Origin of the sequence: Nocardioides sp. cx-173 (assembly GCF_021117365.1) — a bacterium.
GTDB lineage: Bacteria > Actinomycetota > Actinomycetes > Propionibacteriales > Nocardioidaceae > Nocardioides.
On record NZ_CP088262.1, the window covers coordinates 2964357 to 2988118 of the forward strand.

Consider the following 23762-nt stretch of genomic DNA (forward strand, 5'->3'; position numbering starts at 1 on the left):
CACGCCGTGGATGCTCAATCAGTCCGCGAGCGAGGCGAGGAGACGGTCGGCGGCGCGGTAGGGGTCGGACCGCCCGGCAACGACGGCGGCAGCCAGGTCGTCCAGCGCGGAGTGACCGTGGACATCGCCCCAGCGCCGCCGCAGCGAGGTGAGGGCGATCGCCTCGATCTCTCCGCGCGCCCGGCGCACCCGGCGCCGCTCGAGCTCGCCGGTGGCCTCGAGCCACTCGCGGTGCCGCTCGATCTCCGCGGCCAGCTCCTCGACGCCCTCGCCGCTCTGGGCGACCGTCGTGAGGACGGGGGGGCGCCAGGCGCCCTCGGGGCGGTCTCCCAGCGAGAGCATGCCCCGCAGGTCGCGCCGCACCTGGTCGGCGCCGTCGCGGTCGGCCTTGTTGACGACGTAGAGGTCACCGATCTCGAGGATCCCGGCCTTGGCCGCCTGGACGCCGTCCCCCATGCCGGGTGCCAGCAGCACCAGGGTGGTGTCCGCGAGCCCGGCGACCTCGACCTCGCTCTGCCCGACGCCCACGGTCTCCACCAGGACCACGTCGCAGCCGGCGGCGTCGAGCACGCGCAACGCCTGCGGCGTGGTCCAGGCGAGGCCACCCAGGTGGCCGCGCGCGGCCATCGAGCGGATGAACACCTCGCGGTCGGCGGCGTGGTCGCGCATCCGGACCCGGTCGCCGAGCAAGGCCCCGCCCGAGAACGGCGACGACGGGTCGACCGCGAGCACGCCCACTCGCTTGCCGGAGGCGCGCAGAGCGGTGACCAGCGCGTTGGTGGACGTGGACTTGCCGACCCCGGGCGAGCCGGTGACGCCGACGACCTGCGCGTGCCCCGCGTGGGGGGCCAGGGCCGCCATGACCTCGCGCAGCAGCGGCGACTCGTCCTCGACGAGCGAGATCAGGCGGGCGACCGCCCGGGCCTCGCCGGCGCGGGCGCGCTCGACGAGGTCCGGGACGTCGGCCTCAGCCCTTCGGGACACGCACGATCAGCGCGTCGCCCTGGCCGCCACCGCCGCAGAGGGCGGCCGCGCCGACCCCGCCACCGCGGCGCTTGAGCTCGAGCGCGAGGGTCAGCACCACGCGGGTGCCGGACATGCCGACCGGGTGGCCGAGCGCGATCGCGCCGCCGTTGACGTTGACCTTGGCGTTGTCGATGCCGAGCTCGCGGGCCGAGGCGATGCCGACCGCGGCGAAGGCCTCGTTGAACTCCACCAGGTCCAGGTCGGTGGGCTCGATGCCCTCCTTGCGGCAGGCCAGGGCGGTCGCGTTGGCCGGCTGCAGCTGCAGGCTGGAGTCGGGGCCGGCGACCATTCCGTGGGCACCGATCTCGGCCAGCCACTCCAGCCCGAGCTCCTCGGCCTTCGCCTTGCTCATCACCACGACGGCGGCGGCGCCGTCGGAGATCTGCGAGGACGAGCCGGCGGTGACCGTGCCCTCCTTGCTGAACGCCGGGCGCAGCTTGGCCAGGGACTCCAGGCTCGTGTCGCCGCGGACCCCCTCGTCGGTGGAGACCACGACCGGGTCGCCCTTGCGCTGCGGGATCGAGACCGGGACGACCTCGTCGTCGAAGACGCCGTTCTTCCACGCCACGGCCGCCTTCTGGTGCGACTGGGCGGAGAACTCGTCCTGCTCCTCGCGCGTCAGGTTGGCGCCCGCGGTGTTGCGCTCCTCGGTGAGCAGGCCCATCGCCTGCGAGGTCACCTGGTCGAACAGTGCGTCATAGGCCATCGAGTCCACGAGCGGGACGTCACCGAACTTGAAGCCCTCGCGCGACTTCGGCAGCAGGTGCGGGGCGTTGGTCATGGACTCCATGCCGCCGGCGACGACGATCTCCACCTCGCCCGCACGGATCATCTGGTCCGCCATCGCGATGGAGTTCAGACCGGACAGGCAGACCTTGTTGATCGTGATCGAGGGGACGTCCATCGGGACGCCGCCGGCGACCGCCGCGGTGCGGGCGGGGTTCTGGCCGGCGCCCGCCAGGATCACCTGGCCCATGATCACGTAGTCGACCTGGTCGCCGCTGACTCCGGCCTTCTCGAGGGCGCCCTTGATGGCGTGACCACCGAGCTCCGCGGCCGAGAGGCCCTTGAAGCCGCCCAGCAGGCGGCCGATCGGGGTGCGCGCTCCGGCGACGATGACGGATCCGGACATGGGTGCCTCCGTGAAGTGGATCGGCCGGGACGGCCGGGGTGGGTCCCTCGTGACGATACCCACGGGCCGCGGCCAGGGGCGAGGCCCTCGTCGGCCGCCGTCGTGATGGATAGGTCACAACCGGTCGCGGCGCGGACGCCGGCATACGACCATGTGGCCCATGACCGCACCGACCGACTCGCCCGCCGATCTGCCCGCCGATCTGCCCGCCGATCTGCCCGCCGATCTGCCCCGCCACCTGTTCACCGCCATCGACCACGTCGGCATCGCCGTCCCCGACCTCGATGTCGCGATCGCGTTCTACCGCGACACCTTCGGCATGGAGCTGGCCCACGAGGAGGTCAACGAGGAGCAGGGCGTCCGCGAGGCGATGATCGCGGTCGGCGACTCCGGGTCCTGCATCCAGCTCCTGGCGCCGCTGAACGAGGACTCCACGATCGCGAAGTTCCTCGACCGCTCCGGGCCGGGCGTGCAGCAGATGGCCTACCGGGTCACCGACGTCGAGGCCGTCAGCGCGATCCTGCGCGAGCGCGGTGTCCGCCTGCTCTACGACGCCCCGAGGCGCGGGACGGCCGACTCGCGGATCAACTTCATCCACCCCAAGGACGCCGGCGGCGTGCTCGTCGAGCTCGTCCAGCCCGCGGCCTCCTCGCACTGAGGCGTTACCCGCCGGTAATATCCGCAGCACTTACGACCCGGACCATCAGGAGCCTGACGTGCAGCACATCCTCGACGCCATCCTCGCCGCCTCCGAGAGTCCCGGGAGCGTCGCCCCGGAGGACTTCGCGAGCCTCTCCCTGCCCGAGTCCTACCGCGCGGTGACCGTCCGCAAGGACGAGGTGGACATGTTCGAGGGGCTGGAGACCCGCGACAAGGACCCGCGCAAGTCGCTGCACCTCGACGACGTGCCGCTGCCCGAGCTCGGCCCGGGCGAGGCGTACGTCGCCGTGATGGCCTCCGCGATCAACTACAACACCGTGTGGACCTCGATCTTCGAGCCGGTCTCCACGTTCGGCTTCCTGGAGCGCTACGGGCGTCAGTCGGAGCTCACCAAGCGCCACGACCTGCCCTACCACGTGGTGGGCTCCGACCTGGCCGGCGTCGTCCTCGCGACCGGCCCCGGCGTCACGAAGTGGAAGCCCGGCACCGAGGTCGTCGCGCACTGCCTCTCGGTGGAGCTCGAGGACCCCGACGGCCACGACGACACGATGCTCGACCCGCAGCAGCGGATCTGGGGCTTCGAGACCAACTTCGGCGGTCTCGCCGAGATCGCGCTGGTCAAGTCCAACCAGCTGATGCCCAAGCCGGCCCACCTGACCTGGGAGGAGGCCGCCTCCCCCGGGCTGGTCAACTCCACGGCGTACCGCCAGCTGGTCTCCAAGAACGGCGGCAACATGAAGCAGGGCGACAACGTCCTGGTGTGGGGTGCCTCGGGCGGCCTCGGCGGCTTCGCCACGCAGTACGCCCTCAACGGCGGCGCGACCCCGGTCTGCGTGGTCTCCAACGAGGAGAAGGCCGCGATCGCCCGGAGCATGGGCGCGGAGCTGATCATCAACCGCGCCGAGGAGGGCTACCGGTTCTGGAAGGACGAGCACACCCAGGACCCGAAGGAGTGGAAGCGCTTCGGCGCCAAGATCCGCGAGCTCACCGGTGGCGAGGACATCGACATCGTCTTCGAGCACCCCGGCCGCGAGACCTTCGGTGCCAGCGTCTACGTGACCCGCAAGGGCGGCATCATCACCACGTGCGCCTCGACCTCGGGCTACATGCACGAGTACGACAACCGCTACCTGTGGATGAACCTCAAGCGGATCATCTCCTCCCACTTCGCCAACTACCGCGAGTCGTGGGAGGCCAACCGCCTCATCGCCAAGGGCATGATCCACCCCACCCTCTCGCGTACCTATGGCCTGGAGGACGTCGGCCAGGCCGCGCTCGACGTCCACAAGAACGCCCACCAGGGCAAGGTCGGCGTCCTGTGCCTCAGCCCCGAGGAGGGTCTCGGCGTCCGCGACCACGAGCTCCGCGAGCAGCACCTCACCGCGATCAACCGCTTCCGCGGCGTCTGAGCCGCCCGTCCTCCCGCTGACCCGTCAGAAACTTTCTGACGGGTCAGCGGCGGTTGTTGCAAGTTGGTGACGGGTCACCGGACACGAGCGCATCAGGCTGGGTTCTTTCCGGCGGATCAGGGAGGATGGGGCTGCACGTCCCGTCTGCACTCCGACCACAGCGAGGTAACTCCCCCATGAGCGACCAGGGTCTGTCCATCTTCGACCACGAGCCCGAGGGCGCCGACACGGACGCGGAGACGACCCAGGTCATCCCCGTGACGCAGGAGCGGCCCACCGGGCAGAGCGGCGAGGGTGAGCGGAGCAAGCAGCAGCGGCCGGTTATCCCGCCCCCGCCGCCCGAGCGCACCCAGGCCGTCCCGTCCGTGCCTGCGCCTGCGCCCGCGCCGACCACCGGCGACCTGCCCGTCGTACGCCGCGGCGGGTACGACAAGGCCGCGGTCGACGCCCGCGTGACGCAGCTGGCCCGCGACAAGGCCGGGCTGAGCGCGAGCCTGACCCAGTCCGAGCAGCGGGTCGTCGAGCTCGAGTCGGAGCTGCAGGACCTGCGCAGCCAGGCCGCCGAGCTCAAGAACCCCTCCTACGCCGGCCTCGGCGGCCGCGCCAGCGCCATGCTGCGCCTCGCCGAGGAGGAGGCCAGCGAGATCCGGGCGACCGCAGAGGCCGACGCCACCGAGATCCGCGAGCAGGCCGCCCGCGACGCCAAGGCCATCCGGGCCGAGGCCACCCGCGAGGCGCAGGACATGCGCACCGTCCAGCTGCGCGAGCTCGAGCAGACCCGGATCCGGGTCCTCGCCGACGCCGAGCAGGAGCGCACCCTGGCCAAGGCCGAGGCCGAGGATCTCCGTGCCTCGGCCACGCGCGAGGCCGACCAGCTCCGGCTCGCCGCCCGGCAGGAGACGACCGAGATGCGCACCTCCGCGACGCGCGAGGTCGAGCAGGCCCGGGCTGCGGCCGACCGCGAGGTGCAGGAGGCGCGGCGCACGCTGGCGGTGGAGAAGGAGCGGCTCGCCCGCGAGGCCACCGACCACCACAACAGTGCCACCGCGGAGACCAAGCGTCTCGTCGAGGAGGCCGAGCAGCGTGCCGCCGCCGCCGAGCAGCGGGCGAGCGAGGCGAGCAAGCAGGCCGCCGCGAACCGCGCCGCCGCCCAGACCGAGGCGGAGGCCCTGCTGGCCCGCGCCCGGCGCGAGGCCGAGCAGATCGTCGCGTCGGCCCGCAGCCAGGCCGAGTCGGTGGAGACCACCGGCCACGCCGAGATCGAGCGCGAGATCGCCGCGCGACGCGCGGAGCTCGACCGGCTCATGAAGCGTCGGGACGCCATCACCGCCCAGCTCGCCTCGCTGCGAGACGTCGTCGCCGGGTTCGGCGAGGACGAGAGTTGAGCGAGGGACCGCAGGACGCCAAGGCGGCCGCCCCGCAGGCGAGGACGGCGACCGGCCACGCCGAGACTGCTGGCGAGCACGTGGACGAGCGGCAGCTCGGCCCCCAGGAGGAGTACGGCACCCAGGGCGCGCCCTTCGAGCGCCGTTCCCCCTTCTACCTCGGCTTCTTCGGCGCCCTCGGCGCCCTGCTCGCCTACTTCCTCTGGTCGGCCATCATGGGCATCGGGTCGACCCTGATCCTGATCGTCGTGTCGCTGTTCCTCGCCGCCGGCCTCAACCCGTCGGTCGAGGCGCTGGAGCGGCGCGGGCTGCGGCGCAGCTGGGCGGTCACCGCGGTCATCACCGCGTTCCTGGCGGCCGTCGCGCTGTTCGTGGTCGCGATCGTCCCGGTCATCACCGACCAGGTCACCGCCATCACCAAGAGCGCCCCCGAGTGGCTCGAGCAGCTGCAGAAGAACCGGCAGATCCAGAAGCTGGACGACGAGTACGACATCATCTCCAAGATCCAGGACTACGTCGCCAACGGCGACTTCGTCAGCGGCATCTTCGGCGGGGTGCTCGGGGTCGGGCTGAAGATCCTGGGCGCGCTCTTCAACGCGTTCATCATCCTGGTCCTCACGCTGTACTTCCTCAGCTCGCTGGAGAAGACCAAGCAGGCGTTCTACCGTCTGGCCCCCGCCTCGCGTCGTAGCCGGGTCGCGCTGCTCGGTGACCAGATCATCCGCAACGTCGGCGGCTACGTCTCCGGGGCGTTCATCGTGGCCCTGTGCGCCGGGATCTCCACGCTGGTGTTCCTGTTCATCGTGGGCCTGGGTCAGTACGCCGTCGCGCTGGCGTTCGTCGTGGCGCTCCTGGATGTCATCCCGATGATCGGCGCGACCCTCGGCGCGGTGGTCGTCACCGCGATCGCGACCGCCACCGACATCAAGACCGGCATCTTCTGCGCGATCTTCTTCCTGATCTACCAGCAGGTCGAGAACTACCTCATCTACCCGCGGGTGATGTCGAAGTCCGTCGACCTCCCGGGGGCGGTCATCGTCATCGCGGCCCTCATCGGGGCCGGGCTGCTCGGCGTGGTCGGTGCCCTGCTCGCCATCCCGACCGCGGCGGCGATCATGCTGATCCTGCGCGAGGTCGTCGTACGCAGACAGGACGCGCGGTAGCGCCTACCCCTGAGGGCCGATGAAGTAGCCGGAGAAGTCGGGCCACCGGCCCATCGACGGCCCGCGCACGACCGCCTTGATGCCCTGGACGGCCCAGGGATCGACCATCTCGGGCGTCAGACGCACGGTCTCGAGGCCGGCGAGCCGGTCGGCCCCCACGGCGATCCCGGGACCGGTCCTCGGTGGGCACCAGGGCTCCCGGACCGAAGCAGAACGACGGCGGGTCACCGGCCAGCGTCGCGAACGGCGCGGTCCCCCAGACGCGCAGCGCGGCGAGCGCACGGTGGAGGTAGGAGCGGACCGCACCCTCGGTGACCCCGAGCAGCGCGGCGATCTCGGCGTACTCGAGGTCCTCGTAGAACCGCAGCAGCGCCGCGGCTCGTGCCTCGACCCAGTCGTCGAACGACAGGCCGCGCGTGTCGCGCTGCGCCGCCGGGACCGTGCTCACCCCTCCATCCATGCACGACTGACGTGCGCGCGGGGGGATTCGTTGCGCCGGCCGGGCGACTTTCTCACTCGTGGACGAGCAGCCCGTCGGCCACGTCGCGCTCGCCCAGCTTGACGCCCACGACGCCGGCGAGGATCAGCAGCCCGCCGAGCAGCTGCAGGCCGTTGGGCAGCTCCTCGAGCAGCAGCCACGCCCACAGCACCCCCGCCACGACCTCGATCAGGGCCACGAAGGACGCGACGCGCGACCCCAGCCGCCGGATCGCGAAGATCCCCGTGACGTAGGCGATGGCGGCGGTGACGACGCCGAGCAGCGCGAGCGGCACCCACCAGGCGTACGACGAGCCGGCCATCGTGACGTCTTGGGTCGAGGAGGACATCGGCAGCACGCCGACCAGCCCGAGCAGGCCAAGCGACGCCCCGCCCACGATCAGGCCGCCCGCGGCCAGCGCGAGCGCGGGCAGGCCGCTGTCCTCGTGGGCCGAGATCAGGAAGTACGCCGCGGCGCCGACCATCGCGCCCAGCGCCCACAGCACGCCGGGCACGCTGAGGCCGGCACCGGAGAGCAGGTCGAGCACGAGCACCAGCCCGAGCGCCGCCAGGCCGGCGCCAGCCAGCGTGAGGGGCCCCGGGCGCTCGCCCTTGCGCACCCACAGCCAGACCACGACCGCGGCCGGAGCCGTGTACTCGATCAGCAGCGCCGGGCCCACCTGCATGTGACCGACGGCCGAGAAGTAGCAGAACTGTGCGCCCGCGACGGCCAGCAGCCCGTAGGTCAGCACCAGTGCCAGGTTGGGCCGCACGGCGTCCCATCGCCCGCGCATCGCGTAGGCGCCGAACGGCGCCACGAGGACCGCGGCCACCGAGATCCGGACCAGGACCACCGAGCCGGGGGTCCAGCCGGTGTCCAGCAGCCCCCGCGCCAGTGCGCCCGAGAGCCCGAAGGTCAGGGCCGAGACCAGCGCGAGAGCGAGTCCGCCGACCGTGCGCGAGGCGCCCGTCGACGCGCCCGCGTCGTCACGAGTCATAGTGCTCATAGGTCATGACACTAGGCGCAGTGCAGTAACCTGTCAACGTGGTCTTCGCTCATGACACCGAGACGGCACTCCAGGCGGCGGCGACGCTGGTCAACTCCGAGGACGACGACGGCGACACCCTGTCCTCCGTGGCCGACCTGGACGAGTTCTTCGAGCGGTTCGAGTTCACCGGTCGCCACGACCGCGACCGGGCCGAGCTCGACGCCGTACGCGCGCTCCGGCCGGCGCTCCGGACGCTGCTGACCTCCGAGCGCGACCAGGCCGTCGAGATCGTCAACGAGATGCTGGCCGCCGCCCGGGCGGTCCCTCGGCTGGTGCGCCACGACCGCTTCGACTGGCACCTGCACGCGGTCGACGCCCAGGCGCCCCTGGCCACGCGGATCGTCGTCGAGACCGCGATGGCGATGATCGACGTCATCCGCGCCGACGAGCTCTCGCGCCTCGCGCTGTGCTCCGACGACGACTGCAACGGCGTCGTCGTCGACCTCTCGCGCAACCGCTCGCGCCGCTTCTGCTCCACCTCCTGCGGCAACCGCAACGCGGTCGCTGCCTACCGCGCCCGCCAGGCGAGCAGCGGCTGAGCCGCACCCTTGCCCGCGGTCAGCCCGCGAGGAAGCGACGCAGCACCTCGACGAAGACCTCGGGCTGCTCGGAGTGCACCCAGTGGCCGGCGTTCTTGACCGTCACCCTGCGGTTCTGCGGGAACCAGCGGTCCATCGCGTCGCCGTACTCGTCCTTGACGTACGGCGAGGTCTGCCCGGCCACCCACAGCACCGGGCCGCGGTACGGCGCGTCGGGGTCGAGCCGGTCGTCCGGCCAGCCGCCGAGCACGGCGAGGTCGCGGCCCAGCACCTCGAGGTTGGGCTGCCACGCCCAGGAGTCGCCGTCACGGCGCAGGTTCTGGAGCAGGAAGCTGCGCACGGTGCGGTTCGGCACCGCGTCGGCGAGCGCCTCGTCGGCGTCGCTGCGGCGGGTCAGCGCGTCCAGGTCCAGCTGCTGCATCGCCTCGATGAAGCCCTCGAACTCCGTGCGCCCGTGGTAGTCGACCGGCGAGATGTCGACGACGCAGAGCCGCTCGACCAGCTCGGGGTGGCGCAACGCGAGCACCATCGCGGTCTTGCCGCCCATCGAGTGGCCGACCAGCGAGACGGGGTCGTCAGCGGAGAACAGCCCGGCCACCTCGTCGGCCATGTCGAGGTAGTCGACCCGGTCGTGCCAGTCCGACCGGCCGTGGTTGGGCATGTCGACCAGCAGCACCCGGTGGTCGGCGGCGAGAGCCTTGGCGATCGTGGTCCAGTTCTTCCCCTGGCCGAACAGGCCGTGACAGAAGGCCACCAGCGGACCGGACTCCCCCAGCGTCGCGGTGTTCAGCACCAGGCCCGCCGTCCGTCGGGGCGCAGCGCGCGATCGCGCAGTACGACGGCGAGCCGGTCGCCGAACTGCGCACAGGTCTTGTCGAAGTCCTGCCGGCGGTACTCGACCACCAGCACCCGGGCGCCGTAGGCCGAGGTGTAGTCGCCGCACTCGTCGTAGCGCCCGCACTCCTCGGCCACGGCGAAGTCGAAGCCGACCCGGGTGCCGTCGTAGCCCGCGAGGTTCTTCTGCCCCGCGGCCAGGCCGGCGCGGTGCGCGCCCCTGACCAGCAGCCGGGCCATCGCGGCCGCGTGCTTGCGCCGCAGCATCCCCTGGCTGCGGGTGAACGAGTCGAGGTTGTCGTACTCCACCGCGGCGAAGCCGTCCGCGGCGCAGCCGCGGGTCCAGCGGCTCATGATCCGCGCGATCGCCTGGCGCTGGCGCGCCGTGCGCAGGTCGAGCAGCCACTCCCCCCACGCCTCGTCGACCACCGCCCGGCCGTCCTTCTTGAGCACCAGCCACCACCGCGCGCGCCAGAAGCGCCGCTCGTCCGGCTGGGTCTGGAAGCCGTTGACGTAGCAGACGTTGTAGCGGCCGGCGGCGGGCTCGGCGTCGCGGTCGCGCACGACGATCCCGACGTGCGCCGGCAGCGCCCGGGCTCCACCGAGCTGGTAGTCGACGTCGGTGCCGGCCGGCAGCTGCTCGACGTCGGCGTACGACGGCGCGGCGGCGAGCCCGCCGAGGAGGACGCCGAGCAGCAGGACGAGGAGCAGGGCGCGACGCATGCGCACGAACCTATCCCTTGCGGTGACAAGATCGCGGGGTGACCGACACCCGCATCGAGGCCGAGCGGCTCATCGCCGCGCCCGCCGCTGACATCTTTGCGCTGCTCTGCGACCCGCAGGGCCACGTCGCGATCGACTCCTCCGGGATGCTCCAGGGCGCGGAGGGCGAGCCCGTGCGCGCTCCGGGCGACTCCTTCGTGGTCCACATGGACCGCGAGGCCCTCAACGACTTCCCCGAGATGGGCCGCTACGACGTCACGGTCAAGATCCGCGACCTCGAGCCGGACCGGCTGATCTCCTGGACGGTGCTGGGCCGCATCCGTCCCCAGATCGGCCACGTCTACGGCTACCGCCTCGAGCCCGCCGACGGCGCAACGCGCGTCACGTCGTTCTACGACTGGTCCGACATCGCCCCCGAGTGGCGCGACGCCGGCATCTTCCCGGTGCTCTCCGAGAACGCGCTGCGCGGCACCCTCGGCATCCTCGACCGCACCGTACGTCGCGGCTACCCCCGGGGCTGACGTGCGCATCGAGCTGCAGTCCGTCGAGGCGCTGCGGTTCCAGGACGGCTCCCCCGTGCGCGCGGCGTCGGCGATCGCGGCGTTCGGCGACGGCTTCCTGGTCAGCCAGGACGACGCGACCTCGGCCTGCTGGTGGCGCGCCGGGGTCGGTATGCCGGTCAGGGTGCTGCCGCCGGTCGACGGCCACGACTCGTTCTCCGAGACCGAGGGCACCAAGGCGCTCAAGCCCGACCTCGAGGCGGCGCTCGAGGTGGTCCTCGACGGCTCCCCCGCCGTGCTGATGCTCGGCTCGGGCTCCACCGCCGCGCGGATGCGCGCGGTGCTCGTCGGTCTGCGCGACGGCGTTCCCTGGGCGGTGTCGCGCGACCTGTCGCCGCTCTACGCGCGGGTGGCCGCCCTGCTCGGCATCGACCCCGAGCAGGTCAACCTCGAGGGCGCGTGCGTCGTCGAGGGGGTCCTGCGGTGGTTCCACCGCGGCCGCCCGGCCGCCGGACTCCCCAGCAGCAGCGTCGAGCTCGACCTGGGGGCGCTGGTCGCCACGGTCGCCGGGCGCGCCGAGCCCGCCGACCTGCACCCGACCGGCGTACGGGCCTTCGACCTGGGCGAGGTCGGCGGCGTCGGCCTCGCGGTCACCGACGCGGTGACGCTGCCGGACGGCCGGGTGCTGGTCAGCGCCGCCGCCGAGGACAGCCCCAACGCCTACGACGACGGGCCCGTGCGCGGCTCGGCGCTCGCGGTGCTCGACGGCACCCGCGTCCACGCCACCGCGCCGCTGCCGAGCATCGGGGGGCGGGTCGCCAAGGTCGAGGGCCTGGCCGTCCTGGGGTGGGACGGGCACGGTGGCCGGGTCCTCGCCGTCGTGGACGAGGACGACCCGGCCACCGCCTCGGCCCTGCTCACCCTGCGGGTGAGCCTGTGAGCCGGTCGGGGCTCAGCGCTGGCTGTAGTCGCGGAACCCGCGCTTGGTCTTGCGGCCGAGGTAGCCGGCGGTGACCAGGTGCTCAAGCAGTGGCGCCGGCGCGAAGCCGGGCTCGCGGAACTCCAGGTAGAGCTCGCGCTGGATCGCCAGCGACACGTCGTTGCCGACCACGTCGAGGAGCTCGAACGGGCCCATCGGCAGCGCGCAGCCCTGCTTCATGGCCAGGTCGATGTCGTCGGCCGTCGCGTAGTGGGCCTCGAGCATCTTGACCGCGTCGTTGAGGTAGGGGAACAGCAGCGCGTTGACGATGAAGCCGGCGCGGTCGCCGCACGAGACGGCCACCTTGCCCACCTTCGCGCACAGGGCGCGGGTGGTCTCCGTGACGTCCTCGGAGGTCGACACGGTCGAGACCACCTCGACCAGCTTCATGATCGTGGCCGGGTTGAAGAAGTGCATCCCGACGACGTCCTGCGGGCGGCTGGTCACCTTGGCCATCGCGATGATCGGCAGGCTGGAGGTGGTCGTGGCGAGGATGGCGCCGGGCTTGCAGATCTCGTCGAGGTTCTCGAAGAGCGTGGTCTTGATCGCCAGGTCCTCCGCGATCGCCTCGACCACGAGGTCGACGCCGCTGAGGTCGTCCAGGCTGGTGGAGCCGCTGACCCGCGCGAGGACCTCCGCCTTCGCCTCCTCGGTCGCCTTGCCGCGCTGGATCTGCTTGTCGAAGCTCTTGGCGATCGTCGCGGTCACGCCGGCGACCTTGTCGGCGCTGCGACCGACGTACAGGACGTCGTAGCCGGCCTTGGCGAAGACCTCCACGATGCCGCTGGCCATGGTCCCGGTGCCGACGACGCCGACCTGGGAGATGTCGTGCCGGAGCTGGGGCCTCTCGTCGGCCGAGGGGGTCTTGTCGTCGTCGACCACCACCGGGCTGTCCGGGCCCTCGTAGGTGTAGAAGCCCCGGCCGGTCTTGCGGCCGAGCAGTCCGGCGGTGACCATCTGCTTGAGGATCGGGGTCGGCGCGTGCAGGCGGTCGCGCCCCTGGCGGTACATCGTCTCGAGGATCTCGTACGCCGTGTCGAGGCCGATCAGGTCGAGCAGGGCCAGCGGTCCCATCGGGTAGCCGCAGCCGTAGCGCATGGCGGCGTCGATGTCCTCGCGCGAGGCGTACCTGCCCTCGAACATGGACGCGGCGTGGTTGAGGTAGCCGAACAGCAGCGTGTTGGCGATGAAGCCGGCCTTGTCGCCGCAGACCACCGGGCTCTTGCCGAGGCGGACGACGAGGTCCTTCACGTCGTCGAGCACGGCGGGCTCGGTGACGACCGTGCGGACGATCTCGACGAGGTTCTGGACCGGCGCGGGGTTGAAGAAGTGCAGGCCCAGGACCCGGCCCGGCGAGGAGGTGGCGGTCGAGATCTCGGTGACCGACAGCGACGAGGTGTTGGTCGCGAGGATCGCCTCGGAGGAGACGACGGCGTCGAGCTCGCGGAAGATCGCCTTCTTCGTCTCCAGCGACTCCACGACGGCCTCCACCACCAGGTCCGCGCCGGCGAGGTCACCGAGGGCGGTGGAGAAGGTGATCCGCCCGAGCAGCTCGGCCTGCTCCGCGACGGTGAGCTTCTCGCGCTTCACGGCACGATCGGTCGAGTTCGCCAGGTGCTGGCGGCCGCGCTCGAGGCCCTCGTCGTTTTGCTCGACCCCGACGACGTCGAAGCCGTGGCGGGCGAAGACCTCGGCGATGCCGGCGCCCATGGTGCCGAGTCCGACGACGCCGATCGTGGTGAACGTGCGGGCAGATGTCTCTGGCGTGCTCGTCATGGCGGGCATCATCGCACGCCCCAGGGGGCCGCGACTGTGGGGTAACTCACCAGTAACTTAGGGGTGCAGCGCCCGTCGCAGCGAGGCCGCCATGACCACCCGCGGCCCGTGCCGGTCCAGCCCGAGAGCCCGCTCGAGCCCCCGCTGCCGCACCTCGAACGGCTCGGGGCGGCTCACCTCGACGAAGCCGAGGCGCGAGTAGAACGGCCCGTTCCACGGCAGGTCGCGGTACGTCGTCAACGAGAGCCGGTCGAAGCCCGCGTCCCAGGCCTCGCGCATCGCCTCGTGCACCAGCGCGGAGCCGAGGCCCTGCCGCCCGTGGTCCGGGTGCACCGACAGCTGTGCGAGGTGGGCGAACCCCTCGACGTACGTCACGTGGGCGAAGCCGGTCGGCGAGCCGACCTCCCCCGTCACCAGCAGGAAGCCCGGGACGACGACGCGGTCCCGCCCGTCGCGGCCCGGCGAGGCGAGGGGGTCGCCGCTGAGGTCGCCGAGGACCGCCTCGTACAGCGAGACGCCGGCGTCCTCGATCGCCTGGAGGTGTCGCAGGTCGGCGGCGCGGGCGTGCCGGACGGCGTGATGGCGGTGCACGACGCTCACTGTAGATTCATCGCCCGTGAGGATCGTCGTTGCGCGCTGCCAGGTCGACTACGCCGGACGACTGACGGCGCACCTGCCGATGGCGACCCGGGTGCTGATGATCAAGGCCGACGGGTCGGTGCTCGTCCACTCCGACGGCGGCTCCTACAAGCCCCTCAACTGGATGTCGCCCCCGTGCACGTTGCGCGAGGGCACCACCGAGGACGGCCAGGTGGAGTGGACGGTCACCAGCCCGAAGACCGACGACACGCTGCGGATCCTGCTCGAGGAGGTCGTCTCCGACTCCTCCCACGAGCTCGGCATCGACCCCGGGCTGCAGAAGGACGGGGTGGAGAAGCACCTCCAGGCCCTCCTCGCCGACCACCCCGCTACGCTCGCCGAGGGCCTCACCCTGGTCCGCCGTGAGTACCCGACCGCGATCGGCCCCGTCGACCTCATGTGCCGCGACGCCCTCGGGGTCAGCGTGGCCGTGGAGATCAAGCGCCGCGGCGACATCGACGGCGTCGAGCAGCTCACCCGCTACCTCGAGCTGCTCAACCGCGACCCGCTCCTCACCGGCAACGGCGCCGTCCGCGGCATCTTCGCCGCCCAGGAGATCAAGCCGCAGGCCCGCGTCCTCGCCACCGACCGCGGCATCGCCTGCGCCGTCGTCGACTACGACGCGCTGCGCGGCCTCGACGACCCGAGCCACCGGCTCTTCTAGGCTCGCCCGCTCGCCCGTCGTCCACAGGCGCCCGGGCGTCGGTGGCCGGCCCCGGGGCGAGCGCCATACGGTGACGACATGAGCACCGATCCCGGCATGAGTCGCCGCGTGTCTCGACTCGAGAACGACACGGAGTCGATCTACGACCTCCTCACCGGAGTCCGCACGACCCTGGACGACCACACCCGCCGCTTCGACGGGCTCGAAGGCCGGTTCGACGGGCTCGAGGGCCGGTTCGACGGGCTCGAGGGCCGGTTCGACGGGCTCGAGGGCCACATCGACGGGCTCGAAGGCCGGTTCGACGGGCTCGAGGGCCGGTTCGACGGGCTCGAGGGCCACATCGACGGGCTCGAAGGCCGATTCGACGGCGTCGAGGAGACCCTGCGCGAGATCGTGCGACGGCTTCCCGAGCCGTCATGAGATCGCGCCGACCGCACCGGCCGGCTCGTCGATCCCGCCACCGGCTGGTCTGATCCGGCATGCGCATCTTCCACATCGCCACCGCCGCTGAGTGGGACGCCGCGCGCGTCGCAGGCGCCTACGCCACCTCCACCCTCGGGCGCACGCTCGCCGAGGAGGGCTACATCCACGCCAGCCGCGGCGACCAGTGGCAGGGCGTGCGCCAGCGCTACTACTCCGGCGTCACCGAGCCGCTGGTGCTCCTCGTCATCGACACCGACCGGCTCACCTCCCCCGTCGTCGAGGAGCGCGTCGGGGAGGGGTCCGAGACCTTCCCCCACGTCTACGGCCCGATCAACCCCGACGCTGTCGTCCAGACCCTCCCCCTCGACGACCGCACGGCAGCCGCTGCCGGCGCCTCGTTCTCCCAGCTCTTCCTCGGGGAGGTGATGCACCGGGTGGTGCTCGCCATCATCGCCATGACCACCGCCCTCGTCGGCGCGCTGGTCGGCGCCCTTGTGGTCCCCGACCCCGGCGCCGCCGTCGGCCTGCTCATCGGCTTCGCCGTCGGCATCGCGGTGGCCGTCCTGGTCCACCGCCGTCGCCGCTGAGGAGTTTTCCGGACGTGCCGGCAGGCCCGCCGGCGGCGGGGTGTGGGGCGATCAGGCTCGTCGGCGGCTGGGTGGCGGGAGTGGTTCGGTGCCGGTGTGGTCGCGGCGGTAGGCATGGCCATGGGGTGAGTGCCAGACGTAGGTGCCGCGGTCCAGGACGTCGTAGGACCAACCGCCGTGGGTCTTCAAACGATGGTGCCCGCGACACAGTGGAGCGGAGTTGCAGGAGCAGGTCGGTCCACCCTTGTCGTACGGGATCACGTGGTCGTGGTCGCAGCGGTCGGCTGGTCGGGTGCACCAGGGAAAGACGCAGGTGTGGTCGACGAGGTCGTCCTGCTCGATCAGCCGGTCGGGGTGCTCGTAAGCCACGACATGGAGGTGGTCGGCCAGGTCACGCACGGGCTTGACGTTGATCGTGGTGGTGGCGGTGGCACCGCACCACTGACGGATCGTCTCGAGCAGCACCGGCTTGCGCCCGCATCTGCCGACGGTCACGTTCGGGTCCCCGAACACCTCGGTCTCGTGCACGTGCAGATCGACCACCCGCACCACCTTCACCACCGGCACGGGAGCCTCGAAATCAACCCCGAGGTCCTCATCACCGAACGGGAGCGTCTCCTGCCCCCGAGCCAGATCACCCGCGGCCTGCGCCCGACGTACGTCCAGCGGCTCGCTCGACCCCGCCGCCTTCCGGTCGGCCGCGAGGCGGCTGATCGCGGCGTCGAAGTCGAGCGCGTCCTGCGCATCCAAGGTCCCGGACACCTCGATCGTGCCCTCGAGGGATAGGTCGTCCTTGTGCACGTCGAGCTTGCGCCCGTCCGCGGCCTGGCGGCGCAGCTTCTCGGCCTGCTCGGGGTCGAACCTGGCCATCGCGGTCGCGATCTGGCGCTCGACCTCGGCGTAGGAGACCTTGTGCGCGCAGTAGGCGACCTGCTGGTCCACGTAGGCGGCACCCGCCATGGGCAGGCACTTGGTGTGCTCGGCGATCCAGCGTGCCTTCCAGAACCCCAGCTCCCCGGTCTCCACGCGGGCCCAGATCCTGGGCAGGCGGAACCTGATCTCGAGCGCGGCGCCGACGTAGCGCTTCGCGGAGTCGGTCGACATCCCCAACGCGGCGCCGAGCTCCATGACCGCGAACTCACTCACCATCGGGGCGCCGGGCCCGGCCATGGGGATTCCGTGGTCGCTGAAGACCGCGGCGTCGGCTTCGTCGTGGGTCTCGTGGAGGTGGCACCAGTCAAGCGTCAGGTGGAGGCGGCCGAGCTCGGCGTCGATCGCGGCCTGGGTGTGCGCGCGGACACCGTCGAGCAGCTGTCTGCTCTGGCCGGGTCCGGTGCTGGTCACGGAACTACTCAAGCACCCGCCACCGACAGTGAGGGGACCGAGAATGCCCTTATGCACAAGGGCTCACGACTTTCCGGATCAGGCGAGCAGCGCGGCCACGTCGTCGGCGCAGCCCCAGCTGAGCGCGACGCCGGCGTCGCCGTGGCCGTAGCAGTGGACGACGCGTCCCTCGCGCTCGAGGCGGACCGCGCCGCGGGTGGGGCGCAGGCCGACCCGGTGCTGCAGGACGCGGGCGGAGGCGAGCTCCGGGACCAGGCGGGAGGCCCGCTCGATGAGGAGGGCGGCCGTGTCGGGCGACGGGGTGCGGCTCCAGTCACCGTGCTCGTGGGTGCCGCCGACCACGATGTCGTGCTCGCGCGGCACGATGTACGGCGCCGCCGGGCCGGCGCCGAGCCACCAGCGCTCCAGGCCGTGCTGCGCGAGGTGGACCACCTGCCCGCGCACGGGCGTGATGGAGGCGTCGGCGGCGAGGAGGCGCGAGCCGATCCCGGAGCAGTTGACGACCGCGTCGCCACCTGCCGGCAGCATGCGCAGGCTCAGCCGGGTGACCGTGCCGCCCAGCGCCTCGACCCGGGCGCGCAGCCAGGACAGATAGCGGGGCATCTCCGCCACCGGCGCGACCAGGCTGCGCCCCGAGGGCAGCTCCGTTCCCGGCACCATCCGTACGCCGGTCTGGCCTGCGGCGGCCAGCTCCGCGAAGCTCTCCCCGGACCGGGCGGACCACGAGACGACCCTCGGGTCGGCCGGCTCACCCCCGACGTGGCACAGGGCCCCCGCGACGGCGGAGGTCGTCTCCAGCGGCAGGTCGCGCGCGACCACGTCGACCCGGTGGCCGGCCTCGAGCAGGCGCACGGCGCAGCTGAGCCCGACGACTCCTGCGCCCACGACGATCACGCGCATGGCCCGAGTGTGCCGCAGGGACCGCGAGGCGTCAGCCGCCGGCGACCCGCGGCGCAGTGGGGTCGCCGTCGTCGCTCTTCTGCTCTCGGGCGACGAACTCCTCGATGTCCTCGATGCCGTCGCGGTTGCGGGTAACGACGGCCAGCAGGTCGCTCATCGTGGCGACCTCCTCGACCTGCTCCTTGATGAACCACTGGACGAACTGCTCGGAGGCGTAGTCGTTCTCCTCGCGCGCGATGCGCAGCAGGGTGTTGATCTCCTCGGTGACCCGCTTCTCCTGCGCCAGCGCGAGCGCCACCGGCGCCACGACGTCCTCGAAGCTCGAGACCGGCGCAGCGACGCCGGGGATGACCGCCTCCACGTCGGTGTCGAGCAGGTACTGCACCATCATCAGGGCGTGGTCGCGCTCCTCGAGCGCCTGGGTGTAGAAGAACGCCGCCATCTGCGGCATCGTCTTGGCGTCGTAGTAGACCGCGCACGCGAGGTACTGGTTGTGCGCGGCGAGCTCGTTGCCGATCTGGAGGTTCAGCTGCTCGGCGAAGCGGGGTGCGGTCATGTGGCCAGTCTGGCAGGCCCGCGGGGTCAGGCGGCCTTGGCGAGCTTCTTCTTGGTGACCTTCTTGCCGTCCACCGTGACCAGCTTGCGCTTCTTGACGGTGTAGCCCTCGGGCAGCGTGCCCTCCTTGAGCATCCGCAGCGGGCATCGCTCGCACTTGGTCTTGGAGACGCAGCACTCGGTCTTCGGCAGCTTCCTCACCGACGACTTGGCGGAGGCCTTTTTCTTGGACACGAAGGTGAGGCTAACACAACTTAGGGTCCCCTTCTGTGATCGCCGCCACTTCGCTGTCAGGCCAGGTCGTGCGCCCGGCGGATCACGTCGACGATGCCACCCATGATCTCGGTCAGCCCGAAGTCCTTGGGCGTGTAGACCGCCGCCACGCCCAGCTCGCGCAGCCGCCGACCGTCGGAGTCGGGGATGATCCCGCCCACGATCACCGGCACGTCGCCGAGCCCGGCCTCCTTCAGGCCGTCGAGGACGTCGGGCACGAGCTCCATGTGGGAGCCCGACAGGATCGACAGCCCGACGCAGTGCACGTCCTCGGCCACCGCGGCCGACACGATCTGCTCCGGGGTGAGCCGGATTCCCTGGTAGATCACCTCGAACCCCGCATCGCGGGCCCGCACCGCCACCTGCTCCGCACCGTTGGAGTGCCCGTCCAGCCCCGGCTTGCCGACCAGCAGCCGCAGCCGCCCCCCGAGCTCCTCGCCGGTCGCCCGCACCCGCTCCCGTACGGCGGTCAGCTCGGCGCCGGCCTCGGCCGACCCCACGGCGCCGCCGACCCCCGTGGGCGCGCGGAACTCGCCGAACACCTCGCGCAGCGTGCCGGCCCACTCCCCCGTGGTCGCGCCCGCCCGGGCGGCCGCCAGGGTGGCCGCCATGAGGTTGTCGGTCGTCTTCGCGGCCTCGGTCAGCGCCGCCAGCGCGGCGGCGACCTCGGCCTCGTCGCGCTGCGCCTTCCACTCCGCCACCGAGGCCAGCGCCGACTGCTCGGCCTGCGGGTCGGCGGCCATGATGGCGGCATCGAGGTCGGCGGTGAGCGGGGACGGCTCGGTCGTCTCGTAGACGTTGACCCCCACCACCTTCTCCTCACCGCTCTCGATGCGCGCGCGGCGGGCGGCGTGGGCGGAGACCAGCGCCTGCTTCATGTAGCCAGACTCGACGGCCGCGATGGCACCGCCCATCGCCTGGACCCGGTCGATCTCGGCGCGGGCCCCCTCGACCAGCTCGGCCACCTTGGCCTCGATCACCTTCGAGCCGTCGAAGATGTCCTCGTACTCGAGCAGGTCGGACTCAAAGGCCAACACCTGCTGGAGCCGCAGCGACCACTGCTGGTCCCACGGCCGCGGCAGCCCGAGCGCCTCGTTCCACGCCGGCAGCTGGACCGCGCGGGCGCGGGCGTTCTTCGAGAGCGTCACCCCGAGCATCTCGAGGACGATGCGCTGGACGTTGTTCTCGGGCTGGGCCTCGGTGAGCCCCAGGGAGTTGACCTGCACGCCGTACCGGAAGCGGCGCATCTTGGGGTCCTGCACGCCGTACCGCTCGCGCGTGATCTCGTCCCACAGCTCCACGAACGCGCGCATCTTGCACGTCTCCTCGACGAAGCGGACGCCGGCGTTGACGAAGAACGAGATCCGGCCGACGACCTTCTCGAAGTCCTCCTCGGAGACCTGACCGGAGGCCTTCACCTGGTCGAGCACCGCGATGGCCGTGCACAGCGCGTACGCGAGCTCCTGGGTGGGCGTCGCCCCGGCCTCCTGCAGGTGGTAGCTGCAGATGTTGATCGGGTTCCACTTGGGGATCTGGTGGACCGTGTAGGAGATCATGTCGCCGATCAGCCGCAGCGAGTGCTCCGGCGGAAAGACGTAGGTCCCCCGCGACAGGTACTCCTTGATGATGTCGTTCTGGGTCGTCCCGGCCAGCTGGCCGGCGACCTCCTCGGGCGTCAGCTCGGGGTTCTGCTCCTCGGCGACCACCTGGTAGAGCGCGAGCAGCCACATGGCCGTCGCGTTGATCGTCATCGACGTGTTCATCGACGTCAGCGGGATCTCCGCGAAGAGCTTGCGCATCTCGCCGAGGTGCGGCACCGGGACCCCGACCTTGCCGACCTCGCCTCGGGCGAGCGGCGAGTCCGGGTCGTAGCCGGTCTGCGTGGGCAGGTCGAAGGCCACCGAGAGCCCGGTCTGTCCCTTCGCGAGGTTGCCACGGTAGAGCGCGTTGGACGCGGTCGCGGTCGAGTGGCCGGCGTACGTGCGCATCACCCAGGGGCGGTCCTTCTCGGTCATGGGTCCGAGGGTAGGACGAGACCTACCACTTGGTAACCGGTGCCTCGTGTGGGATGCCCGACACACGCCGGCAGTGCCGACCCGGGCTCAGGCGGTGGCGGCCTCGCGCTCGAGCTCGACCACGCGGATCAGGCGCGAGATGTGCAGCATCCGGCGGACGGCGGGGCCGCAGCCGCGCAGCGTGAGGTGGTGGCCGTCGCGGACGGCGAGCCGGGTGGCGAAGGCCAGGACCTTGAGCGCGGTGTGGTCGACCGTCGCGACACCGGAGAGGTCGACGACGACGTCGTCGTAGGTGTGCAGCTGGTCGTGCAGGGCGTTGCGCACCTCCCACGTGCTGCGCACGTCGAAGTCACCGCTCAGCACCAGTGTGGGGCCGTCGAACGCGATGTCCATGCCTGCCTCGTCTCCCGAGCTCATTCACTGTCACTCACTATGACGCGCTTCACACGCCGCAGGTTGCACCCACGCCCGCGAAAGTTTCCGGGCGCTAGGGTCGGCGCATGGTCAACCTCACCCGGATCTACACGCGCACCGGCGACGCCGGTGAGACCCGCCTCGGGGACATGAGCCTCACCACGAAGAACGACCTGCGGCTGCACGCCTACGCCGATGTCGACGAGGCCAACGCGACGCTGGGGCTCGCGCTCGCCGCGGGCGAGCTGGAGCCGGACGTGGTGGCGGTGCTGACCCACGTGCAGAACGACCTCTTCGACGTCGGAGCGGACTTCTGCACGCCGGTCGTCGCGGAGCCCGAGTACCCCCCGCTCCGCGTCGAGCAGGAGTACGTCGACCGGCTCGAGACCTGGTGCGACCACTACAACGAGGCGCTGCCGAGCCTGCGCTCCTTCATCCTCAGCGGGGGCACGGTGGGCGCGGCCCACCTGCACGTGGCGCGCACCGTCGTACGGCGTGCGGAGCGGTCGGCCTGGGCCGCCTTCGAGCAGCACGGCGAGTCCATGAACCGGCTGGCGATCACCTACCTCAACCGGCTCTCGGACCTGGTGTTCATCCTGGCCCGCCACGCCAACCGCGAGGTCGGGGACGTCCTGTGGGTCCCCGGCGGGGAGCGCGGGGCTAGGGACGACTGACGGGCCGGCTCACCGGCCGTCCGGCCGCGAGGACCGCCGCCGCCGCGGGGCCCATCAGGACCGTCACGGCCAGCAGCGACTCGAGCGTGCCCACGGCATCGCCCAGCGCTCCGAGCAGGGGCGGACCGGTGAGGAACGCCGCGTAGCCGATCGTCGCCACCACGCTGACCCGAGCACCGGCCCGGGCCGGGTCGTCGGCCGCGGCACTCATCCCGACCGGGAAGCCGAGCGCCGCCCCGATCCCCCAGATCAGGATGCCGACGGCGGCCACGACCGGGCTGCCCCCGACGACCGTCAGCAGCGTCCCGGCGGCCACCGCTCCGGCGGAGGCCCACAGGACCGGCCGGCGCCCGAAGCGGTCCAGGGCGGCCGGGCCCAGCAGCCGCCCCGTGGTCATCGCGGTGACGAACAGCGCGTAGCCGCTCACCCCGACCCAGTCGGGGGCGTCGTAGCCGTCGATGACAGCCAGCGCCAGCCAGTCGGTCGCGGAGCCCTCGGCCACGGCGAAGGTGAGGACCATCAGCCCGATGGCGAGGGTGCGGGGCTCGGTCCAGGCGGAGCGCGCCGGGGCCCGGTCGTGCTCCGGCGCGGCCTCGACGGGCAGGAACTCCCGGACCGCCACGAGGACGGCGCCGAGCGCGAGCAGCGCCACGACGCCGAGGTGGGCCTGCACAGGGACGTCCCACGCGGCCATGGCCACGCCCACGCCGGCGCCGCCGATGTTGCCGAAGGACCAGCCGGCGTGGAAGCGCGGCATGATCGTGCGCCCCAGCAGCCGCTCCACCTCGGCGCCCTCGACGTTCATCGCGACGTCCCAGATCCCGTTGCCGACGCCGTAGATGAAGAGCCCGGCGGCCGCGGCGGGCACCGAGCCGGCCGTGAAGGCGCCGACCGCACAGGTCACGAGACCGAGGGCGGTGAGGACCGCGGCGATGCGCACCACGGTCGCGGCGCTGCTCCACTCCACCAGACGACCGGCCGTGGGGAGGGACAGCACGGAACCGGCGGCGATCGCCAGCAGGAGCAGGCCGAGCGCGCCGTTGTCGAGGTCGAGGCGGTCACGCAGGGCCGGCACCCGCGAGACCAGACTCGCCATCAGCACGCCGTTGACCGCGAATGCCGCAGCGACGGCCCGCTTGGAGGCGAGCAGCGAGCCGGTCACCGGGACCAGTCGGTGCCGGGCGGCCGTGCCTCCAGCCAGGACTGGAAGCCGGTGAGCGAGGCCTGGCTCAGGGCCAGCTCGACCTCGCCCGCGGCGGTCTGGCAGTGGATGACGACGTGGTCGGGGTAGAGCGAGACCTGCTCCGCGCCCTGCTGCTCGCGGCGGCCGTCGTAGGTCAGGTCGTCACGCGCCCAGACCCGCTTGGGCCGTGGGGCCAGGGAGAACAGCCGGAACCACTCGAGGTGTTGGCCCGAGTAGCGTCCCAGCCCGAGGACCCAACCGCGCCCGGCCTTGTCGGACCGGACGCGGTAGCTGAGCTCGAAGGTGCCGCCGTGGCGGGACAGGACGCGCCGCCGTACCACGAGCGCGACTCCATAGCTGAGGACCAGGAGCAGGAGGACACCGGCGATGTCGATCAGCCACTGCCACCATGCCATTCGGTCCCGTCCTCCCTTGGTCG

General features: G+C 71.8%; 27 protein-coding genes and 1 pseudogene. 11 read left to right on the forward strand and 17 right to left on the reverse strand.

The features are described from left to right. Nucleotides 1–18: 18 nt before the first annotated feature. Nucleotides 19–984: a methylmalonyl Co-A mutase-associated GTPase MeaB gene (gene meaB, locus LQ940_RS14365; RefSeq protein WP_231243942.1), complete on the reverse strand. Its 966-nt coding sequence runs from the start codon at nucleotides 982–984 to the stop codon at nucleotides 19–21. Further along, entirely contained in the window at nucleotides 968–2158 is a 1191-nt protein-coding gene (locus LQ940_RS14370; RefSeq protein ID WP_231243941.1) for an acetyl-CoA C-acetyltransferase, read from the reverse strand. The genes meaB and LQ940_RS14370 overlap by 17 nt, the downstream gene beginning before the upstream one ends. A gap of 160 nt (nucleotides 2159–2318) precedes the next feature. Here LQ940_RS14370 and mce point away from each other — a divergent pair, with 160 nt between their 5' ends. The 4 genes from mce to LQ940_RS14390 all read left to right on the forward strand — a co-directional run bounded on the left by mce (nucleotide 2319) and on the right by LQ940_RS14390 (nucleotide 6775). Further along, on the forward strand, nucleotides 2319–2816 hold the full coding sequence (mce, locus tag LQ940_RS14375; protein WP_231243940.1) for a methylmalonyl-CoA epimerase: 498 nt from the start codon (nucleotides 2319–2321) through the stop codon (nucleotides 2814–2816). 58 nt (nucleotides 2817–2874) lie between these two features. Continuing rightward, nucleotides 2875–4227 carry a crotonyl-CoA carboxylase/reductase gene (gene ccrA, locus LQ940_RS14380; protein ID WP_231243939.1) on the forward strand — a complete coding sequence of 451 codons (1353 nt, stop codon included), beginning with the start codon at nucleotides 2875–2877 and terminating at the stop codon, nucleotides 4225–4227. A gap of 176 nt (nucleotides 4228–4403) precedes the next feature. After that, on the forward strand, nucleotides 4404–5612 hold the full coding sequence (locus tag LQ940_RS21770) for a hypothetical protein (protein WP_269214868.1): 1209 nt from the start codon (nucleotides 4404–4406) through the stop codon (nucleotides 5610–5612). After that, entirely contained in the window at nucleotides 5609–6775 is a 1167-nt protein-coding gene (locus tag LQ940_RS14390; protein WP_231243938.1) for an AI-2E family transporter, read from the forward strand. Before LQ940_RS21770 ends, LQ940_RS14390 begins: the two co-directional genes overlap by 4 nt. Nucleotides 6776–6778: 3 nt before the next feature. On the opposite strand, the gene LQ940_RS14395 is transcribed toward LQ940_RS14390, so the two are convergent. The 3 genes and pseudogenes from LQ940_RS14395 to LQ940_RS14400 all read right to left on the reverse strand — a co-directional run bounded on the left by LQ940_RS14395 (nucleotide 6779) and on the right by LQ940_RS14400 (nucleotide 8259). After that, nucleotides 6779–6934, reverse strand: coding sequence for a hypothetical protein (locus LQ940_RS14395; protein WP_231244007.1), 156 nt, complete (start codon nucleotides 6932–6934; stop codon nucleotides 6779–6781). A 115-nt stretch (nucleotides 6935–7049) separates the two neighbouring features. After that, nucleotides 7050–7235: pseudogene (locus LQ940_RS21775) on the reverse strand (sigma factor-like helix-turn-helix DNA-binding protein); the annotation flags it as partial. 52 nt (nucleotides 7236–7287) lie between these two features. Continuing rightward, complete coding sequence (locus LQ940_RS14400; protein ID WP_231243937.1) at nucleotides 7288–8259, reverse strand: EamA family transporter; 972 nt, start codon at nucleotides 8257–8259, stop codon at nucleotides 7288–7290. Between the two features lie 38 nt (nucleotides 8260–8297). Between LQ940_RS14400 and LQ940_RS14405 the strand changes: the two genes are divergently transcribed. After that, nucleotides 8298–8840: a CGNR zinc finger domain-containing protein gene (locus LQ940_RS14405; RefSeq protein ID WP_231243936.1), complete on the forward strand. Its 543-nt coding sequence runs from the start codon at nucleotides 8298–8300 to the stop codon at nucleotides 8838–8840. A gap of 19 nt (nucleotides 8841–8859) precedes the next feature. On the opposite strand, the gene LQ940_RS14410 is transcribed toward LQ940_RS14405, so the two are convergent. Continuing rightward, entirely contained in the window at nucleotides 8860–9633 is a 774-nt protein-coding gene (locus LQ940_RS14410; protein WP_308217439.1) for an alpha/beta fold hydrolase, read from the reverse strand. Continuing rightward, on the reverse strand, nucleotides 9627–10397 hold the full coding sequence (locus tag LQ940_RS14415; RefSeq protein WP_231243935.1) for an endo alpha-1,4 polygalactosaminidase: 771 nt from the start codon (nucleotides 10395–10397) through the stop codon (nucleotides 9627–9629). The genes LQ940_RS14410 and LQ940_RS14415 overlap by 7 nt, the downstream gene beginning before the upstream one ends. Before the next feature lie 38 nt (nucleotides 10398–10435). Between LQ940_RS14415 and LQ940_RS14420 the strand changes: the two genes are divergently transcribed. Together LQ940_RS14420 and LQ940_RS14425 are read left to right on the forward strand one after the other, a co-directional pair. Next, the gene (locus LQ940_RS14420; RefSeq protein ID WP_231243934.1) at nucleotides 10436–10918 is read left to right on the forward strand and encodes an SRPBCC family protein; all 483 of its coding nucleotides are present in this window, start codon (nucleotides 10436–10438) and stop codon (nucleotides 10916–10918) included. Nucleotide 10919: 1 nt separating this feature from the next. Further along, a complete protein-coding gene (locus tag LQ940_RS14425; RefSeq protein ID WP_231243933.1) occupies nucleotides 10920–11837 on the forward strand; it encodes a DUF6910 family protein in 918 nt (305 codons plus the stop codon). 12 nt (nucleotides 11838–11849) lie between these two features. Here LQ940_RS14425 and LQ940_RS14430 read toward each other — a convergent pair whose 3' ends face one another. Together LQ940_RS14430 and LQ940_RS14435 are read right to left on the reverse strand one after the other, a co-directional pair. Beyond that, a complete protein-coding gene (locus LQ940_RS14430; protein ID WP_231243932.1) occupies nucleotides 11850–13652 on the reverse strand; it encodes a 3-hydroxyacyl-CoA dehydrogenase family protein in 1803 nt (600 codons plus the stop codon). Between the two features lie 57 nt (nucleotides 13653–13709). Then, nucleotides 13710–14243 (reverse strand): GNAT family N-acetyltransferase, encoded by a 534-nt coding sequence (locus tag LQ940_RS14435; protein WP_231243931.1) that lies wholly within the window; start codon nucleotides 14241–14243, stop codon nucleotides 13710–13712. Nucleotides 14244–14268: 25 nt separating this feature from the next. Here LQ940_RS14435 and nucS point away from each other — a divergent pair, with 25 nt between their 5' ends. From nucS to LQ940_RS14450, 3 genes are all read left to right on the forward strand, one after another. Further along, complete coding sequence (gene nucS, locus LQ940_RS14440) at nucleotides 14269–14955, forward strand: endonuclease NucS (protein WP_231243930.1); 687 nt, start codon at nucleotides 14269–14271, stop codon at nucleotides 14953–14955. A 78-nt stretch (nucleotides 14956–15033) separates the two neighbouring features. Further along, entirely contained in the window at nucleotides 15034–15375 is a 342-nt protein-coding gene (locus tag LQ940_RS14445; RefSeq protein ID WP_231243929.1) for a hypothetical protein, read from the forward strand. A gap of 59 nt (nucleotides 15376–15434) precedes the next feature. Beyond that, entirely contained in the window at nucleotides 15435–15965 is a 531-nt protein-coding gene (locus tag LQ940_RS14450; protein WP_231243928.1) for a DUF952 domain-containing protein, read from the forward strand. Between the two features lie 51 nt (nucleotides 15966–16016). Here the strand turns inward: LQ940_RS14450 and LQ940_RS14455 are convergent, their stop codons facing one another. From LQ940_RS14455 to LQ940_RS14480, 6 genes are all read right to left on the reverse strand, one after another. Continuing rightward, on the reverse strand, nucleotides 16017–17309 hold the full coding sequence (locus tag LQ940_RS14455) for an HNH endonuclease signature motif containing protein (RefSeq protein WP_231243927.1): 1293 nt from the start codon (nucleotides 17307–17309) through the stop codon (nucleotides 16017–16019). Between the two features lie 78 nt (nucleotides 17310–17387). Then, nucleotides 17388–18209, reverse strand: coding sequence for an NAD(P)/FAD-dependent oxidoreductase (locus LQ940_RS14460; protein ID WP_231243926.1), 822 nt, complete (start codon nucleotides 18207–18209; stop codon nucleotides 17388–17390). A 31-nt stretch (nucleotides 18210–18240) separates the two neighbouring features. Next, the gene (locus LQ940_RS14465; RefSeq protein ID WP_231243925.1) at nucleotides 18241–18765 is read right to left on the reverse strand and encodes a ferritin; all 525 of its coding nucleotides are present in this window, start codon (nucleotides 18763–18765) and stop codon (nucleotides 18241–18243) included. Nucleotides 18766–18791: 26 nt separating this feature from the next. Continuing rightward, nucleotides 18792–18998: a hypothetical protein gene (locus LQ940_RS14470; protein ID WP_231243924.1), complete on the reverse strand. Its 207-nt coding sequence runs from the start codon at nucleotides 18996–18998 to the stop codon at nucleotides 18792–18794. Between the two features lie 56 nt (nucleotides 18999–19054). Continuing rightward, nucleotides 19055–21052 carry a protein meaA gene (locus tag LQ940_RS14475; RefSeq protein ID WP_231243923.1) on the reverse strand — a complete coding sequence of 666 codons (1998 nt, stop codon included), beginning with the start codon at nucleotides 21050–21052 and terminating at the stop codon, nucleotides 19055–19057. Between the two features lie 87 nt (nucleotides 21053–21139). Beyond that, entirely contained in the window at nucleotides 21140–21445 is a 306-nt protein-coding gene (locus tag LQ940_RS14480; protein WP_231243922.1) for an STAS domain-containing protein, read from the reverse strand. Nucleotides 21446–21552: 107 nt separating this feature from the next. Between LQ940_RS14480 and LQ940_RS14485 the strand changes: the two genes are divergently transcribed. Next, entirely contained in the window at nucleotides 21553–22140 is a 588-nt protein-coding gene (locus LQ940_RS14485; protein WP_231243921.1) for a cob(I)yrinic acid a,c-diamide adenosyltransferase, read from the forward strand. On the opposite strand, the gene LQ940_RS14490 is transcribed toward LQ940_RS14485, so the two are convergent. Together LQ940_RS14490 and LQ940_RS14495 are read right to left on the reverse strand one after the other, a co-directional pair. Beyond that, on the reverse strand, nucleotides 22127–23407 hold the full coding sequence (locus LQ940_RS14490; protein WP_331275728.1) for an MFS transporter: 1281 nt from the start codon (nucleotides 23405–23407) through the stop codon (nucleotides 22127–22129). The genes LQ940_RS14485 and LQ940_RS14490 overlap by 14 nt on opposite strands. Then, nucleotides 23299–23739 (reverse strand): DUF2550 domain-containing protein, encoded by a 441-nt coding sequence (locus LQ940_RS14495; protein WP_231243919.1) that lies wholly within the window; start codon nucleotides 23737–23739, stop codon nucleotides 23299–23301. Before LQ940_RS14495 ends, LQ940_RS14490 begins: the two co-directional genes overlap by 109 nt. Nucleotides 23740–23762: the final 23 nt, after the last annotated feature.